Raw genomic sequence first — 18198 nt, 5'->3', positions numbered from 1 at the left:
TGGTTTTTACTTCATTCAGCGCATTCCACGACGGTTTGCTCTTTACGTGCTTTAAATCGAGACAATGCCGTCACAGCTATTGCAGAGACAATCACCCCGGGGGCACTGACCATTAAAATACCGCTTGTACCCAAGCCGAGTGCTAAAATTTTGCCTGTTAACAAAGGTCCTGTCATTGCGCCCAATCGACCTAAGGAAATGGCACTACCAACGCCTGTGACTTTACCCGAACCCAAGTAAAAGATTGGGGAAATTCCATAGAGGATCGATTGCCCTCCTGTAGAGAAAATTCCGCCCAATACCCCTGCCATAATTAATACTGCAACCACTTTACTGGTAAACAGTAAACACAGTGCAATCAATAACCCTGAGTAAATAATCATCGCCATTTGCCATAATTGAAGACGGTCTAGCAAATAACCAAAACCCAAAGTACCAATGACTGCGCCCACTTGAAACACCAGCATCACGAGAAAAGCTTGCTGCTTCTCTAAGCCTTGTTCCATCAATAAGTTCGGCAACCAGCTAATTAAAATATAGTTCACCATCAAGGTAAAAAAGAAGCTCACCCAAAGCGGAAGGGTTTGCTTGAATTTCTGTTGCTGAAACAAAACTTCTGTCATGGTCGGTACTGATGTAATTTCAGTAGTTTCTGAAATAGTAGGCCGTTTTTGCTTGTCTTTTAAAATGATTGCCATAAATGGAATAAGCAACAAGGGCGTAAGTCCACCTATCAGGAACAGGGTTTGCCATGCAATATCTTTAAAATAAATCGCCAGCCCCGCCACAAAGATGGCACCGACGGGTAATCCACAATACATCAAACTGTTTAATTTACCGCGGTTGGCTTCTGTTGCCTCATCCCCGACCACTGAAATCATGGTTGGCATGGCTGCACCTAAACCTAAGCCCGTAAAAAAGCGAGCGAGATATAAAACTTCGATATTCGGTGCAATTGCTGTAATACTAAAAAATATGCCAAAAATGGCAATAGACAGCATCAGGACTTTCTTTTGCCCCCAATAATCTGCAATACGCCCTCCAAAGAATGCACCAAACAGCATGCCAAACACACCAAGGCTGAATACATAGCCCATTTGTACTTGATCTAAACCAAAGGTTGCTGCGATTCCTTTTGCTGCAATACCAGGTGCTTGTAGGTCAAAACCTTCAAAAAATGCGACCCAGAAACACAAAAATACGGTGAGGAATTTTTGTGTTTTTCCCGTGTTTGTTTGAGCCATAATTGATCTCCATCAATAGTTTGCAAGTTGGCTAAAACTTGTGGGGCTATTTTGAAAGGGATCATTGATTAGAAATAGCACGACAATGGTCGGGTTTAATTTGTGTTCTATTACAAAACTCTAAAAATTAAGATGTAAAAGCTTATATCTCAATAGCTTTGAGTGATTACAACTTATTAAAATTATTAATTTTCATATAGATATAAATAATAAAGTTATTCTCTATCATGCCATCACCAATAATGATGATCCCCAAATTTACATAAAAAAAACCCGCTCGAAAGCGGGTTTTTTTTCAAATCAAATCAGCTTAAGCAGATTTCTTAGTTTGTGCATTCTTACGAATCGTAATCATCACCAACTGCACTGCTGCAGGTGTCACACCCGGAATACGACCTGCTTGCGCTAAGGTATCTGGACGTACATCTTTCAGCTTTAAAGTAATTTCACGTGATAAACCTGAAACCGCGTCATAGTCAAAATCTGCTGGAATTTTGGTTTCTTCCAAACGCTTCATTTGCGCAACATCTTCATGCTGACGGTTAATATAGCCTTCATATTTCACTGCAATTTCAATTTGGTCACCCACTTGTTGTGACACTTCAGAACCTGTCAGTTCTGCAATTTGCGCAAATGAAATATTTGGACGTTTAAGCAAGTCGATGGCGCTACATTCTTTAGACAAGTCAGCACCTGTCATTTCCACAAACTTTTTACCCATTGGATTGTTTGGTGCAGCCCAAAGATGTTGCAAACGACCAGTTTCTTTCTCAACAGCTTCCATTTTTTCACAGTAAGCTGCCCAGCGTTCATCATCCACCAAGCCCATTTCACGACCAATCGTGGTTAAACGCTGATCGGCATTGTCTTCACGTAACATCAAACGGTATTCCGCACGTGAGGTAAACATACGGTACGGTTCTTTAGTGCCTAAAGTAATTAAGTCGTCAACCAATACACCGATATACGCTTCATCACGTTTTGGTGTCCATTGCTCTTGATCCCATGCACGACGTGCAGCATTTAAGCCTGCAAGTAAACCTTGTGCACCTGCTTCTTCATAGCCCGTTGTACCATTAATCTGACCTGCAAAGTACAGGTTGTTAATCGCTTTGGTTTCCAAAGTAAATTTGAGGGCTTGCGGGTTAAAGTAATCATATTCAATCGCATAACCCGGACGCAAAATGTGCGCATTTTCCATACCACGAATCGAACGTACCAATTCAAATTGCACGTCAAATGGTAAAGACGTCGAAATACCATTTGGATAAAGTTCGTGCGTATCCAAACCTTCAGGTTCTAGGAAAACTTGATGTGAATCTTTGTCCGAGAAACGGTGAATTTTATCTTCAATCGATGGGCAGTAACGTGGACCAACACCTTCAATCACACCTGTATACATTGGTGAACGGTCTAATCCGCCACGAATAATGTCATGCGTTTTTTCATTGGTATGCGTAATGTAGCAGTTCACTTGTTCTGGGTGCATAGACGCGTCACCCATAAATGACATTACAGGAGATGGGAAATCGCCTGGCTGTGGTGTCATTACAGAAAAATCTACTGAACGCGCATCAATACGTGGTGGTGTACCCGTTTTTAAACGACCGACTGGAAGATTTAATTCACGTAAACGCGCTGCAAGTGCAATCGAAGGTGGATCACCTGCACGACCGCCACTCGATTTTTCTAGACCCACGTGAATCACGCCACCCAAGAAAGTCCCTGTAGTTAATACCACAGTTTTCGCATCAAAACGGATACCCATTTGAGTGACAACACCTTTCACGGTATCGCCATCTACAATCAGGTCATCTGCCGCTTGCTGGAAAATATCCAAATTCGCTTGATTTTCTAGGGTCTCACGAATCGCAGCTTTATAACGCACGCGGTCAGCCTGTGCACGCGTCGCGCGGACTGCTGCACCTTTACGCGAGTTTAAAATACGGAACTGAATACCACCTTTATCGGCCGCAAGTGCCATTGCACCGCCCAAGGCATCAATTTCACGAACCAAATGTGATTTACCAATACCACCAATCGCAGGGTTACAGCTCATCTGCCCTAAAGTCTCAATGTTATGAGTCAGGAGTAAAGTCTGTCGACCCATACGCGCCGCAGCGAGGGCTGCTTCCGTACCTGCGTGACCGCCACCGATAACAATGACATCGTAAACTTTAGGATAATGCATAGTGGTATAGAGAGAAATAAAAAGAATGACAGAGTATTATATCAAATATTGACGAATAAGTTGACAAATCAAGTCGATTTTATTTTAGAACACTTCACATTTGCAGTTGCATAACACTACATAAAAACTATTGAATCGCCTAATAATTAAGCAATTGCACACAATTTCTCTGCACTGTTTACCTGATTTAAACTGTTTTATTTTGTCTATTTTTTATCCTATTAATTAACAACATTAGAAACAAAGGAACAAGGTACGCATCATGAATAAGAATTTACTTCTCTCTGCTGTTTTAGGTGGTTTCTGTCTAGCTCCATTAGCAACTCAAGCAAATGATAAAGTTGAAACAATATATAACGTTCAAAAATACATGCAGGTGTGTAAAGGTAAATCTCAAGGAACACCTGTTAGTTTTGCTTATCGAGGCATTATTTGGAATGGAACCTGCGAGCCGCAGTTCTTCAGTACCAATAAAGCAGTAAAAGGAAATGAATCCGAATTGATGACTGCATGTCAAACCGATATGATGACCAAATCTGTCATGATCAATGGTATGGAAGTCAAAGGGAAATGTGCGCTCGGCTTTACCCCTCCATATCCTAAATAATCGCTACGTTCTAAAGAGTTATCCTCCACAAAGTGGTCAAAGCATTGCGGTTTTGACCACTTTATTTATTGTCTATTTTTTAAAATTTAACTAAACCCTAATTCGAATAATGATGATTGTGCTGTTAGTAGTTTATTGATCCACTATTTAATTCCCATTTATTCGGTATCAATGATACTCAAGCCCGCGACTGTACCTTTGAAATGGGTATACCTAACACGGCTATTTCCCTAACCATGGCTCTTGCAGCCCTCTCCAATTCAACAAGCGCCATTCCACCGGCCATCTATTCAGTTTCCATGTATCTGTTTGCCTTAATGATGGGCTATTTACTTACCCACAAAGATAATTTCTCCGAACTTGTACAGGAACCCAATTAAGAATTTCTAGAACCCTAAATCAAATGTGTCCTGCACAGTCACGTTTTAAATGCTTTTTGATAACAAAATGCCCTTGTTAATTTTAAAACACATCGCAAATCTATTGTTTTAGCCTCATTCTGCTCCAAAGATAAAACCAATAAATATCATAATAAAACAGTTGCTTACCAAAAATTATTCCAAATTAACTTGCCTACTCATTATCTCTTAATGTGCAATGCATCACTTTTATCTCAAAAAAATGCTGATCGCATTCAAAAGCATGCGCTGTAATGAAGTGCACATAAATGTCATTTTCAATTGATATGAATTGGTTAAGATCAAACATGATTGTGAATCGCAGATGCGAATAATCCCTACACAAAAATATTCATCGCAATCTGAATATGAAACTCAGGATCGAGTTTCTGTATTAAAAAATCGAAAAAATTAACAAGGAATTAATAATGGATGCAGGATTGATTACTGTCGTTTTACCCTTGGCATTAGGAATTGTGATGATGGGTTTAGGTTTGGAGCTCACTCCTAAAGACTTTGCCCGTGTCACGCAACAACCCAAAGCTGTCCTCATTGCGCTTTTCAGCCAACTGTTTTTACTGGTCGGTGTTGCCTTCTTACTGTGTAAAATTTTTGCATTACCCCCCTTACTGGCTGTGGGCTTAATGTTACTCGCTGCCTCACCGGGTGGAAGTACAGCCAATTTATTTAGCTACTTGTTTAAAGGCGATGTTGCTTTAAATATTACCCTAACCGCGATTAACTCAGTGCTCGCAGCTGTGACCTTGCCATTCATTGTCAATTTCTCCATTGGTCATTTTATGAATGATGGTCAACAAATTAATTTACAGTTCAGTAAAATTATTCAGGTTTTTAGCATCATTATTGTGCCTGTTGGAATTGGCATGCTCATTCGCCACTTTGCCCCGAACTTTACCCGTAAAATGAACAAGCCAGTTCGAATTTTTGCTGTCGTGTTCTTAATCCTCATTATTGTGGCAGCATTCATGAAAGAACGCGCCAATATTATGGAATACTTCGCGCAAATTGGAGCAGCAACCATTCTTTTTTGTATCATCAGTCTGTCTGTGGGTTATTTTGTACCGCGCATGCTGGGGATCCACACCACCCAAGCCCGTGCCTGTGCTTTTGAAATTGGAATCCATAATGGCACCTTAGCCATAACGATTGCTCTGACAGTGCTTCAAAACTCCACCATTTCTATGCCTGCTGCGGTCTATTCCTTATTTATGTACATCATTGCCGCAGGTTTTGGCATATTGCTGAATAAATTTGACCGTGCAGCCGAACCTGCGCAGAGTCGCAATCCTTCCCTCGAACTTGAGTCTTAAAATCCAAAACCCAAAAGGATGCTGATGCATCCTTTTTTACAGTTGTAGGAAAGTGTAGCTGTATGAGTGGCTCTGGGCTACAATGTGCGCTTTAGAAAAGCAAAGTTTGGGTTATCTCCGTGAAGTGGTTACAAATTCATATTACTGTTGATCAAGCACAAGTCGATTTTACAGAAACCTTATTAAGTTCATTGGGCGCAGTGAGCGTGACTTTGGACGATGCTGAAAATCAAGACTTACTTGAGCCACTTCCAGGCGAAACTCCGCTTTGGAATAAAGTTATTGTGACAGGTATTTATGCGCAAGAAGACCATGAAGAAATTGATGTTGCGGCATTAGAAACCTTCATTCGTACTCAAATGCCTGATGCACCATTACGTAGTGAATTCCTCGAAGATCAAGTATGGGAAAGATCTTGGATGGACTACTATGAGCCAATTCAAATTGGTGAAAAATTCTGGATCGTGCCTGAATGGTTAGAACCCCCGGAAGCAGATGCTGTCAATATTAAACTTGATCCAGGTTTGGCTTTTGGTACAGGTAACCATGCGAGCACCTTCTTATGCTTACAATGGTTAGGCAAAACAGACCTCAAGGACAAAGTCGTCATCGATTACGGTTGTGGTTCTGGTATTTTGGGTGTCGCGGCATTACTTTTAGGTGCGAAAAAAGTCTATGCAACGGATATTGACCCTCAAGCAGTGTTAGCCACACAACAAAATGCTGAATTAAATGGTGTGCTCGAGAATATTTTTGTGGGTCTACCAGACGAGTTCAATGAAACTTTTGGTAGCCAAAAAGCAGATGTATTGGTGGCCAATATTTTAGCGGGCCCACTGATGGCACTTGCCCCAGAGTTTGCAACTTTAACCAAATCTGAGGCAGAGTTCGCACTTGCAGGCGTTATTGAAGAGCAAGTTGCTGATGTTTCTAGCATTTACTCTGAATTCTTTGATATATTAGAAGTTGAAAAACGTGAAGAAAACTGGTGCCGAATTTCAGGCAAACGCCACAAATCCTAATTATCTAATTTAAAAATCATGAGTGAAAAACAAACCAGCTGTCCTGAGTGTCTGACAATTTACCGAGTCTCTGTGGCTCAACTGACTGTTGCTCAGGGCATGGTTTGTTGCCCAAAGTGTTCAACCACGTTTAATGCTTTGACCCACCTACTCACTCAACCCTTCAGTTCACCATTAACTAGTTCATCTTCTACAGATCAAGCATTTAATACCGCTGAGCAAGATGAAGAATACCGACCTCAAATGACAAACATTGTTTTTGAGCATTCTTTGTCTAATCGCCACCAGTTACTTGAAATTTTTGATCGTAAAATTGAACACTCTAATATTGACTTAAAAACCTACCTCAACAATCTTAACTATTTCAGTACTGATCCAATTGGTAATTTCCCTGCATTGAATCTGGCTGAAAAAGATGTAGAAAGAAAACCTCGTAGTCCTGCTTATTATGTTATGTGGGGCATCATCAACATCACGTTAATTCTATTATTGTTATTCCAGTTCTTCTGGTTTAATCCTCAATATCTCAGAAATAACCCCACACTGGCTATGAGCTTTAATCAAGTCTGTGCTGCATTTAAATGTGAAAGGCTACAAGAAAACTATAGTTTAATCACAGCAACAAAATTAAAAGCCAAACGTGTTGCTAAAAATCGTACCCTTTTTACTGGCGAGTTGGTCAACTCTCACGATAAAAGCCTTCCCTTACCTATTATTAAAGTCATCCTGACTGATCAAGGGGTACAAACCGGTACTTATACACTCCATCCCCGCGAATACTTAGCCGACAGTTTAGTCGGTATTCAGCGTATCCCTCAAAAAAGACCTTTTAAAATTAATTTTGAGCTTCCAGTGGAAAGAAAAAGCTTTGATGAGTACCGTTTAGAAATCATTGGTCCTTAAAAAAGGAAAAAACTACAAAAAAAGTAAAAAAAAAGTAAAAAAAATGCAGTTTTCTTGCTCACTTTTTCTAAGACAATGGTATCATACGCGCCACGAAAGCTTTGTGCTGCAAACTCCTCGCTAAATTTCACAACAACTACTAGTTTTGCCAATGCGCTTTATTTCAGATAATGCGTAGGGTATCTATTTTTTGTTTTGAATTTGATCAGTAACAAATATTAAACTATTGTTACGTATGTTTTTTGATCAAAATGGCTGAATTGTGGCAAGCTAAATGTACGAGTTTTAGAACTCCTCGTTTTAGGATCTAAAACGGAGTTCATTTATTTTTATAGACAACATTAATATACCGCTTTACCCAAGTGGTATCTGATTTTTCGGATTAATTCGCATGAATAGCAAATCTCCTATTTTTACTGCACAATCTGATGTTGCTCTACGTATTCACGTAGATCGCGCAGTTCGCCATTACTTTGCTCAATTGCAAGGCGAGCAACCTTCTCAGGTATATGACATGGTGCTGGCAGAAATGGAGAAACCTCTTTTATCTGTAGTTCTTGAGTATACACGTGGCAACCAAACACGTGCTGCTGAGATCCTAGGACTGAACCGTGGTACTTTACGTAAAAAGTTGAAAGCTCACGGTTTAATGAGTGAATAAATGATAAAATGCTTGCGGCTTCCGCGGGCATTTTTTTTACCTGCTATTTTAGCTTTTTTGTTTTAATTCTTGAAAACTGTGACGAAGATCATGACCATTAAACGCGCGTTAATCTCTGTTTCCGATAAAACTGGCATTGTTGAGTTCGCTCAAAACCTTTCTGCTCTAGGGGTAGAAATTTTATCAACTGGCGGTACATATAAGTTGCTTAAAGACAACAATATCGCAGTTGTTGAAGTTTCAGAGCATACTGGTTTCCCAGAAATGATGGATGGTCGTGTAAAAACTTTACATCCGAAAATTCATGGCGGCATCTTGGCTCGTCGTGGTTTAGACGAAGCTGTTATGGCAGAACACAACATCGATGCGATTGATTTGGTTGTTGTGAACCTTTATCCATTTGCTGCAACAGTCGCTAAACCGAACTGTTCACTTGCCGATGCCATTGAGAACATCGATATCGGTGGTCCAACTATGGTTCGCGCTGCTGCGAAAAACCATGCGTCTGTTGGTATTGTTGTTAATGCTTCTGACTATGACACCGTTGTTACCGAGCTTAAAGCCAATGGCGCGTTGTCTTATGAAACTCGTTTTGATTTAGCAGTAAAAGCTTTCGAACACACTGCACAATACGATGGCATGATTGCATCTTACCTTGGCGCGCGCGTAGGCAAAGCTGAAGGTGAAGCGGACAAATTTGCACGTACCTTCAACACACAATTAAATAAAGCTCAAGATTTGCGTTATGGCGAAAACCCGCATCAAGCGGCTGCGTTCTATGTTGACCCAGCTGCAACTGAAGCATCTGTTTCAACTGCAAAACAGCTTCAAGGCAAAGAGCTTTCTTATAACAACATCGCGGATACCGATGCGGCACTTGAATGTGTTAAATCTTTCGTAAAACCAGCGTGTGTAATCGTTAAACATGCGAACCCATGTGGTGTTGCAGTTTCATTAGACGGCATTCAAGCTGCTTATGATCTTGCTTATGCAACAGATCCTGAATCTGCATTCGGCGGTATTATTGCATTCAACCGTGAGCTTGATGTGGCAACTGCGCAAGCGATTGTTGACCGCCAATTTGTTGAAGTGATCATTGCACCAAGTATTGCTGAAGGCGTACTTGAAGTAACTGGCGCGAAGAAAAATGTTCGCGTATTGGTTTGCGGTGAATTACCAGCCATTGATGAACGTGCTCCACAACTCGACTACAAACGTGTGAATGGCGGTTTATTGGTTCAAGACCAAGACTTAGGCATGATCACTAAAGATGATCTTAAAGTTGTGACTAAGCGCGCTCCGACTGAACAAGAAATTGATGACATGATCTTTGCTTGGAAAGTTGCCAAATACGTGAAATCAAACGCAATTGTTTATGCGAAAAACCGTCAAACGATTGGTGTAGGCGCAGGTCAAATGAGCCGCGTTAACTCTGCACGTATTGCGGCGATCAAAGCTGAACATGCTGGTTTAGTGGTTGAAGGTGCGGTAATGGCATCAGATGCTTTCTTCCCATTCCGTGATGGTATTGATAATGCAGCGAAAGCAGGCATTAAATGCATTATCCAACCAGGTGGTTCTATGCGTGATGAAGAAACCATCGCTGCTGCGGATGAAGCTGGTATCGCCATGGTATTTACAGGTATGCGTCATTTCCGTCACTAATTGCGGATTTCGACTGTAATGACTTGGTCATTCATATCAATTAAAACAGATTTCTAAATCTTGCATAAAGTCTTCGGCATTTCTGCAGAAGACTTTATGTCATTTCGATTCATGGAGTATGAACCGATGAACATTTTAGTTTTGGGTAGTGGCGGTCGTGAACATGCATTGTCATGGAAAATCGCTCAGGACGAAAAAGTAGCAAAAGTCTTCGTTGCACCTGGTAATGCAGGCACTGCAACAGAAAATAAATGTGAAAATGTTGCTTTAGATATTCAGAACAATCCTGCAATTATTGAATTTGCCAAAAACAATGCGGTGGATTTAATTGTTGTCGGCCCAGAAGCGCCTTTGGTGAATGGTGTGGTTGATGCATGCCGTGAAGCAGGACTAAATATTTGGGGTCCAACTCAGTTTGCTGCGCAGCTAGAAGGCTCAAAAGCTTTTGCTAAGCACTTCTTAAAGCGTCACAACATCCCAACAGCATTTTATGATGTTTTCACCGATGTTGAAGCAGCTAAAGCTTACGTGACTGAACATGGCGCACCAATCGTGATTAAGGCTGATGGTTTAGCAGCAGGTAAAGGCGTAATCGTGGCAATGAGCAATGATGAAGCTTTTGCTGCGATTGATGACATGTTGGCTGGCAACAAATTTGGTGATGCTGGTTCACGTGTTGTCATCGAACAATTCCTGGCGGGTGAAGAAGCGTCTTTCATTTGCATGATTGATGGTGACAACATTTTACCAATGGCAACATCACAAGATCACAAACGTATTTTTGAAGGTGACCAAGGTCCGAATACAGGCGGTATGGGTGCTTATTCCCCTGCTCCAGTTGTGACCAGCGAAGTCTTTGATCGCGTGATGGCTGAAGTGATGCGTCCTACTGTAGAAGGCATGAAGAAAGATGGTCATGTTTATACTGGCTTCTTATATGCTGGCTTAATGATTGATGAACAAGGTCAACCACGTGTAATCGAGTTCAACTGTCGTTTCGGTGATCCTGAAACCCAGCCAATTATGATGCGTTTAAAATCTTCATTGGTTGATCTGGTTGAAGCAGGCATTGCAGGTAATCTTCCAGCCGAAGCAGAATGGGATACACGTAAAACCGTGGGTATCGTGCTTGCGTCTAAAGGCTACCCTGAAACTTCAAGCAATGGTGATGTAATTTCTGGTTTAGATACAGCAATGACCGATGCCAAAGTTTTCCATGCAGGGACGAAAGTCAATGAAAATGGCGACATCGTGACTGCAGGTGGTCGAGTCCTTTGCGTGACTGCATTAGGCAACACTATTGGTGAAGCACAAGCGAAGGCCCTAGAACTTTGCCAAAAAGTTACTTTTGATGGTATGCAATATCGTAAAGACATTGGTTACCGTGCTATTGCTCGTGAAAATGCATAATCAGCATTGAACATGGCATAAAAAAACCCGCAAGTTTGCGGGTTTTTTTACATCACAATCACGCACACCAGCTAAGGTTCGCCCAAATTTAAATCAGCCCTAAGTACTTAAACAACAGAACCTGCCCCTTGGGCTGAAGTTGCTCGCGCTTTTAATTTCCTTGGTGTCACACCAAACCACTTTTTACAGGCCCGACTTAATGCGGACTGTTCAGAAAATCCTAAAACTGAAGCAATTTGGTTCATAGATACCTGCGTTTCCGTCAAATATTGCAACAGCAACTGTTGGCGTAATTGATCTTTAACCTCTTCAAAACTCACACCTGCTTCATTGAGTTTGCGTTGTAAACTTCTAGGATGCATCGCCAACATTTTAGCGATATCAACCTTATTGGCTTTAGGACCTGATAAATTAATACGAAGCGCATGCCGTACACGATCAACAATAGAATCTTTATGGTTACGGAAACTTCGCTCCAAATAACTATCTACAATTTCTCGCAAGCCTTGATCGGTACTATCCAGCTGAACATTAAGCATATTTTTATGCAAGTACAAGGCGGCATTTTTCTGATTTGGAATCACCTCAGCATTAAAAAAGCGTTTATAAATATTGAGTGGTGCAATCGGGCTATGTGGCAAAGTAACTTTTAATAATTGATAATTCTCTGCACTTAAATACCGAAGCACACTGTGGCATACAGCCAACCCTAAATCCATCGTCTGCCGTTTACTTAAAATATTGGATGCATCACTGAGCTGAATGTCGTAAATAATTTCAACCATGTCCTGACTACGCCCAGATAAATCTGTGGTCACATGCTCATTCATATACAATCGAAGTGCAGTACCATGCAAAAACAACAAATCAGAACTGTATTTAATCACCTCGCGCAAGGTCGTCGCACTTTGCAAGATGACCCCTAACACCCCAAGAATACTGATGTCTTGATAGGTAGAGAGGCGTAAACCCAAATCGGCACAGTTCGCTTGTTGAGAGCTATCTTCCAAAAGTTGTATCAATGCACATTGCGAAATCCATTTTTTATCATCTTGCAATTCAGACAGCTGTAGCCCATATTTTTTTAATAATGGCACTGGATCCACACCAAACTGCTGCATAATTTCAGGATAACCCCGTAAGCCTGAACTATGAACTTTATCGCTAAATGCATGTTTCTGTGCTTTATAATTCACAGAATCCGAATACTTCATGCCAACAATCCTTGTCTCAACATGTCAAAAAATAGTCTCGATTTGTCAAGTTAGCATAAAAAAATATCAGCACAATTGCAAACATGGACATTTAACCACGCATTACCTCAACAACAATTAAAGATGTCGAGATAGATGCAGTTGGTCAAGGATGATGTCCATTTTCATAACTGTGAAAACAAGGAAAATAGAATGAATTTCAAAAATGTTACTGTCGCAGGAAGCGGTGTACTCGGCTATCAAATCGCGTTTCAAACAGCATTCCATGGTTTTAAAGTTACGGTTTACGACATTAACGATGAAATTTTAGCCAAAGCCAAAGCTAAATTTTTCGAATTAAGCGAATGCTATAAACGAGATTTGAATGCGACTCAAGAACAGCTCGACAATACATTCAATAATCTAAGCTATCAATCCAACCTAGCTGAAGCAGTGAAAGATGCTGACTTAGTGATTGAAGCTGCTCCTGAAGATGTTGCCATCAAAACTGAGTTTTATAAGCAACTGAGCCAAGTTGCTCCAGCAAAAACCGTATTTGCAACCAATACATCAACCCTATTACCAAGTCAATTTGCAGAAACGACGGGACGTCCTGAAAAATTCTTGGCGTTACATTTTGCCAATTTAATTTGGGTGAACAACATGGCAGAAATCATGGGCCATGCTGGAACAGATAAAAAAGTGTTTGATGATTTGGTTGAGTTTGCCAAAGCGATTGGCATGGTTGCTTTACCAATTTACAAAGAACAACCAGGTCATATCCTGAACTCCATGTTAGTCCCATATTGTATTTCTGCTTTAGAACTTTGGGTTAAAGAAGTTTCTGACCCTCACACGATTGATAAAACATGGATGAAATCTTTTGGTTCACCAAAAGGTCCTTTTGCAATTTTAGATATTATCGGTATTACTACGGTATATAATGTTGCAAAATTAAATGTTGAAACCAATCCACTGATGGCAAGCATTTTAGAAAAATTAGAAAAAGAATTTATTCACCCAGGTCATTTAGGCATGGCAACAGGCAAAGGATTCTACAACTATCCAAACCCAGCTTATGAGTCGGCTCAATTCTTAAAATAATGCATCAGCAATTGTGGAAAAACCTGCGTTAAGCAGGTTTTTCTATTTTAAACCCAAAGCACAGATACCCGTAAAAATTAATCCAACACTCAATGCAGTACAGTAACTTATTGATCCAAGCTAGACGAACAGCAAAATATCCTATTCCGTCTTATTCCCAAAAATTTGCATTTACATGTTCAGCGACACTGCAACTTTAAACTTGATTACGCATCAACAAAAAAACCTTAAAATAAAAGCAGATATGCCCTTTTTAATGCACATTTTCAATCCAGCATGATTTCATCAAAATCTCCAACCACACTAGACTTTAGTCTAGAAAAAGATTCACGCTTTTTTGATGCCTTATACCAATCTTGTTTCCACTCAAATGAACTTAACGTAAATATTTCAAATTTATCATTATGTTAAAAATAGTCGATCTTGAGCCTAAAGCAAGGTTTATTCATTTTTCATATGTCTATTGGATAAAATCTTATAAAGATTAATTTTTCAGCAAAATTAACAAATTAGTCAAATTAAGTTAAAACAATATATTGTTTTTATTATTATTTTAATTAAATCGAATATTTTTCTTTGCGTCTAAACAGATAAGCATTGAATTCTTATTCACTATATTGAATATAGTTTTATTGTTATCATAACGTAACTTTTTAAGACATCAAAAACTGTTGCGATGCAATACGGCATGATTTCAATATCATAACGTGATTTTTTTGATAGGCTTAATACGAAAATTATTTTGGTCTTGTTGGGATGAAGCGAATTTTCTGGCTTGTTAAGAGCTGAAAATCGCAAAGTACCGAATTTTAATTCAGACACTACCATTCATCGTGATCCTGCATATTTATTTAGCGCGTCTTTATAATGCAATTACGTTTGAGTTCGTCTGTACTAGGAATTATTCATGAAAAAGCTATTTAGCGTTTTATTGAGTGCATCTGTATTAACACTCAGTGCCTGCAGCAAACAGGAAGCTCCTGCAACTGAAGCAAAAACCGATACCACAACCACCACTGAACAAACTGTGGTTATGGCATCTACGGGTTCTGACGCTGACATCTGGCGTTTCATTGCTACGCTTCCAGAAACCAAAGAAGCAGGCATCAAACTCGAAGTTAAAAACTTTACTGACTATGTTGCGATGAACACCGCAGTAGCCAATAAAGAAATCGACATTAACGCATTCCAATCTTATGCCTACTTGGTTGCATTTAATGCCAATAACCAAGACAAGATTGCCCCGATTTCGACTACTTATCTTGAGCCTATGGGCATTTACTCAAGCAAAGTGAAAAAGCTTGATGAATTCCAAAACGGTGCAACGATTGCAATTCCTAACGATGGTGCAAACGAATCACGCGCATTGTTATTACTGCAATCTGCTGGTTTAGTGAAATTAAAAACTGGTTTTGATGATGTAAAAGGTACACCTGCTGACATCGTTGAAAACAACAAAAAACTAGTAATCAAACCAATTCAAATGGCGACAGCTGTTCGTGTTAAAGACGAAGTGGATGCCATTGTATTAGGCAATACCCTTGCAATGGAAGGCGGCTTAAACGTATTAAAAGATGCGGTTTTCTATGAGCCAATTGACCAAAGCACAAAAATGAACGTGAACATTTTAGCTGTGGCTGAATCTCGTAAAGATGATCCAGTCTTGAAAAAAGTGGGCGAGCTTTACCACACTAAAGCGGTAGAACAATATGTTCAAGAACACTTTGGTGGCACTAAAATTGATGTAAACAAACCTGTTAGCTATCTTACAGAAAGCAAATAGTAATATAATGCTGCAAACAAAACAGGCAAAGTGACTTTTGCCTGTTTTTTCATTTTGTACAGTTTTTGACGCTATGATTGAATTTAAAGACATTTCAAAACACTACGAGCTCAAGGGTCAAACCATACGTGCTCTGGATAACATTAACCTGACTATTCCAGATGGCAGTATTTTTGGCATTATTGGCTATAGTGGTGCAGGTAAAAGTACCTTAATCCGTCTGATTAATTTGCTTGAACGTCCGACGCAAGGTCAGGTCATTATTCGTGATACCGACTTTACGGCTTTGGATGCACGTTCATTACGTCAAGAACGTGCAAATATCGGCATGATTTTCCAACACTTCAATTTGCTACAAACCAAAACAGTAGCCGCTAACATTGAAATGCCGCTGAAGCTTTTGGGCTTTTCCAAAGCGGAAAGAGAAAAACGTTTAAATGAGTTACTTGATTTTATCGATCTGAAGCATAAAAAAGATGCCTTTCCAGATGAACTCTCAGGTGGACAAAAGCAACGGGTCGGTATTGCCCGCGCCTTAGCCAATCATCCTAAAATTTTACTCTGTGATGAAGCCACTTCAGCGCTAGATCCGCAAACCACCAAATCAGTTCTGGCATTATTAAAAAAAATCAATCAAGAACAAGGGATTACCATTGTTATGGTGACCCATGAAATGGATGTAATTGAATCGGTTTGTGATTATGTCGCGGTGATGGAACAAGGCAAAGTGATTGAAACTGGTCCTACACTGGATATCTTCAGTCAACCGCAGCATCCAACCACCAAGAACTTTATTCAAACAGTATTACAGCAACAATTGCCGATTAATATTCTCAAGAATTTAGAAAATCAAAATCAGCACAGTATTTATAGCTTGCAATTCTTGGGTACTTCAGCGCAAGAAACCGTGGTTCAGGCAGCTATTAAGCAATTCGATATCAGTCTGAATATTTTGTTCGCCAACATGACCGAAATTAATGGTTCGGTCATTGGACAGATGTTTATCCAGCTCTTGGGTGACCCTCGCATCATTCAAGACACGATTGCATTCTTTGAACAAAATGGTGTGAAAGTGGAACAATCTGGAGTCTGCGAATGAGAGATTTAATCGTACAATGGCTGACAGACCTTACCGCACCCTTTTGGCATAGCTCACTGAGCATTGACCAATTTGTGACTGCGATGCAGGAAACTTTCCACATGGTGTTTTTCGCCATGCTGTTTGGTTCGATTTGGGGCTTTATTCAGGCCATTACCTTATTGGTAACACGCCCAGACGGGATTTTACCTAATCGGGTGGTCTATCACCTCCTCAACCCGATTGTGAATGCTTTACGTTCACTGCCTTTTATTATTTTATTGATTGCCGTAATTCCGCTAACCAAAGTCATTGTAGGCACTTCCATTGGTACTTGGGCAGCCATTGTGCCCCTCACCATTTATGTGGGTCCGTATATTGGTCGTCTGATTGAAACTTCGCTATTAGAAGTTAATGAAGGGATTATTGAGTCAGCGCAAGCGATGGGGGCTAGCCCTTGGCAAATCATTTTCAAGTTTATTGTACCTGAAGCGCGTAGCTCGCTGATTCTCAATCTGACTACGGCGACCATTAGCCTGATTGGTGCAACGGCAATGGCAGGTGCTGTCGGTGCAGGTGGTATTGGTGATCTGGCAATTTCCTACGGCTATCAACGTTTTGATACCAGCGTGGTGATCCTGACCGTAATTGTCTTATTGATTCTGGTACAGTTGGTACAAAGTCTCGGAGACTGGTTATCCCGATTAAGATAAACCGAATATTTTAAAGCTCCCTAAATGGGAGCTTTTTTATGCGGATATTTTTCTATAATGTACTTTAGATCAGACGAATAAGAACATCTGTATGAAACTCCTGCCCCTCGTAATGAGCCTTTCTGCACTTTCAACTATCAGCCATGCAAATACAATGGCTTATGACTATGTCACCAGTGTGAAGGTTAATCAGATTGAACTGAATACTGCCATTGCTGCCGATCAAGTCGAAAAACTAATACAACCAAAACTGATGAAGACGTCTAAAGTCTTTGTCGAATGTACTGGAAATTATGAATATAGTGCCAAACCAAGCGCAGATAAAACGCTCGTATTCGAAATCTTCACTGAAGATAATCCTCAAATTAAAAATGCACATTTTTTTCAAAATAAAAATTATTTCAGACAACTTGAGCAAACTAAAGGTCGGATTGGATTCAATTGGAACAACCCCCAAAACATGACCGAATCGATTGTAGTGCAAAACATTCCGATTACAGCACAATATACCTTGCAGCAATTTAAACACGATTTTAAACACAGCGCACAGGTAATGAGCGCATCAGGTGAAGCACAAGTCCTTATTTTAGAAAGGAACCAAGTCACAGAATTTCTGAAACATCCACAAGCGTTCACCCCTCCCTACACCGCTTATCTCAACTTTCACTTTAAAAATGGAAAATTAACGCAATTTGCCATTCAGCAAGCTCTGGCCTGTTGAGATCATCGCGTTTACATCCGTACATCTGATCAGGTTCTGCAAAGAATCACTCCAAAACAAGAGGATTGAAAACAAAATCAGCCCAGTCCATGCGTCAGGCTATTAAAACTTAACCAATTCATTTCAATTAAACTCAGAATCAGCATAGAGCATGCTAAACTATCGAGTGGTTTT

General features: G+C 40.1%; 15 protein-coding genes. 12 read left to right on the top strand and 3 right to left on the bottom strand.

Annotation, left to right across the window (positions count from 1 at the left end; genetic code table 11):
• Positions 1-11 precede the first annotated feature (11 nt).
• Complete coding sequence (mhpT, locus tag ACX17N_RS05645; protein ID WP_458891579.1) at positions 12-1244, bottom strand: 3-(3-hydroxy-phenyl)propionate transporter MhpT; 1233 nt, start codon at positions 1242-1244, stop codon at positions 12-14.
• Between the two features lie 310 nt (positions 1245-1554).
• Complete coding sequence (gene mnmG, locus ACX17N_RS05640) at positions 1555-3435, bottom strand: tRNA uridine-5-carboxymethylaminomethyl(34) synthesis enzyme MnmG (RefSeq protein ID WP_458891578.1); 1881 nt, start codon at positions 3433-3435, stop codon at positions 1555-1557.
• 262 nt (positions 3436-3697) lie between these two features.
• Here mnmG and ACX17N_RS05635 point away from each other — a divergent pair, with 262 nt between their 5' ends.
• The 7 genes from ACX17N_RS05635 to purD all read left to right on the top strand — a co-directional run bounded on the left by ACX17N_RS05635 (position 3698) and on the right by purD (position 11432).
• Complete coding sequence (locus ACX17N_RS05635; protein WP_458891577.1) at positions 3698-4042, top strand: hypothetical protein; 345 nt, start codon at positions 3698-3700, stop codon at positions 4040-4042.
• An 826-nt stretch (positions 4043-4868) separates the two neighbouring features.
• Positions 4869-5771 carry a bile acid:sodium symporter family protein gene (locus ACX17N_RS05630; RefSeq protein ID WP_458891576.1) on the top strand — a complete coding sequence of 301 codons (903 nt, stop codon included), beginning with the start codon at positions 4869-4871 and terminating at the stop codon, positions 5769-5771.
• Positions 5772-5890: 119 nt separating this feature from the next.
• The gene (gene prmA, locus ACX17N_RS05625) at positions 5891-6793 is read left to right on the top strand and encodes a 50S ribosomal protein L11 methyltransferase (protein WP_458891575.1); all 903 of its coding nucleotides are present in this window, start codon (positions 5891-5893) and stop codon (positions 6791-6793) included.
• An 18-nt stretch (positions 6794-6811) separates the two neighbouring features.
• Entirely contained in the window at positions 6812-7696 is an 885-nt protein-coding gene (locus ACX17N_RS05620) for a DUF3426 domain-containing protein (protein ID WP_458891574.1), read from the top strand.
• A 391-nt stretch (positions 7697-8087) separates the two neighbouring features.
• Positions 8088-8357 carry a DNA-binding transcriptional regulator Fis gene (gene fis, locus ACX17N_RS05615; RefSeq protein ID WP_001086304.1) on the top strand — a complete coding sequence of 90 codons (270 nt, stop codon included), beginning with the start codon at positions 8088-8090 and terminating at the stop codon, positions 8355-8357.
• Between the two features lie 90 nt (positions 8358-8447).
• Positions 8448-10022, top strand: coding sequence for a bifunctional phosphoribosylaminoimidazolecarboxamide formyltransferase/IMP cyclohydrolase (gene purH, locus ACX17N_RS05610; protein ID WP_458891573.1), 1575 nt, complete (start codon positions 8448-8450; stop codon positions 10020-10022).
• Between the two features lie 126 nt (positions 10023-10148).
• Positions 10149-11432, top strand: coding sequence for a phosphoribosylamine--glycine ligase (gene purD / locus ACX17N_RS05605; RefSeq protein WP_458891572.1), 1284 nt, complete (start codon positions 10149-10151; stop codon positions 11430-11432).
• A gap of 107 nt (positions 11433-11539) precedes the next feature.
• Here the strand turns inward: purD and ACX17N_RS05600 are convergent, their stop codons facing one another.
• On the bottom strand, positions 11540-12646 hold the full coding sequence (locus ACX17N_RS05600) for an AraC family transcriptional regulator (RefSeq protein ID WP_458891571.1): 1107 nt from the start codon (positions 12644-12646) through the stop codon (positions 11540-11542).
• A gap of 192 nt (positions 12647-12838) precedes the next feature.
• Here ACX17N_RS05600 and ACX17N_RS05595 point away from each other — a divergent pair, with 192 nt between their 5' ends.
• The 5 genes from ACX17N_RS05595 to ACX17N_RS05575 all read left to right on the top strand — a co-directional run bounded on the left by ACX17N_RS05595 (position 12839) and on the right by ACX17N_RS05575 (position 18024).
• Positions 12839-13729 (top strand): 3-hydroxyacyl-CoA dehydrogenase, encoded by an 891-nt coding sequence (locus tag ACX17N_RS05595; protein ID WP_458891570.1) that lies wholly within the window; start codon positions 12839-12841, stop codon positions 13727-13729.
• 907 nt (positions 13730-14636) lie between these two features.
• Positions 14637-15512 carry a MetQ/NlpA family ABC transporter substrate-binding protein gene (locus ACX17N_RS05590; RefSeq protein WP_458891569.1) on the top strand — a complete coding sequence of 292 codons (876 nt, stop codon included), beginning with the start codon at positions 14637-14639 and terminating at the stop codon, positions 15510-15512.
• A gap of 73 nt (positions 15513-15585) precedes the next feature.
• Positions 15586-16611 (top strand): methionine ABC transporter ATP-binding protein, encoded by a 1026-nt coding sequence (locus ACX17N_RS05585; protein ID WP_458891568.1) that lies wholly within the window; start codon positions 15586-15588, stop codon positions 16609-16611.
• Positions 16608-17303 (top strand): methionine ABC transporter permease, encoded by a 696-nt coding sequence (locus ACX17N_RS05580; protein WP_458891567.1) that lies wholly within the window; start codon positions 16608-16610, stop codon positions 17301-17303. Before ACX17N_RS05585 ends, ACX17N_RS05580 begins: the two co-directional genes overlap by 4 nt.
• Before the next feature lie 91 nt (positions 17304-17394).
• Positions 17395-18024, top strand: coding sequence for a hypothetical protein (locus ACX17N_RS05575; protein WP_458891566.1), 630 nt, complete (start codon positions 17395-17397; stop codon positions 18022-18024).
• Positions 18025-18198 lie beyond the last annotated feature (174 nt).

Source organism: Acinetobacter sp. GXMZU3951, assembly GCF_054457875.1.
This window is presented reverse-complemented; position numbering and strand designations above follow the sequence as displayed.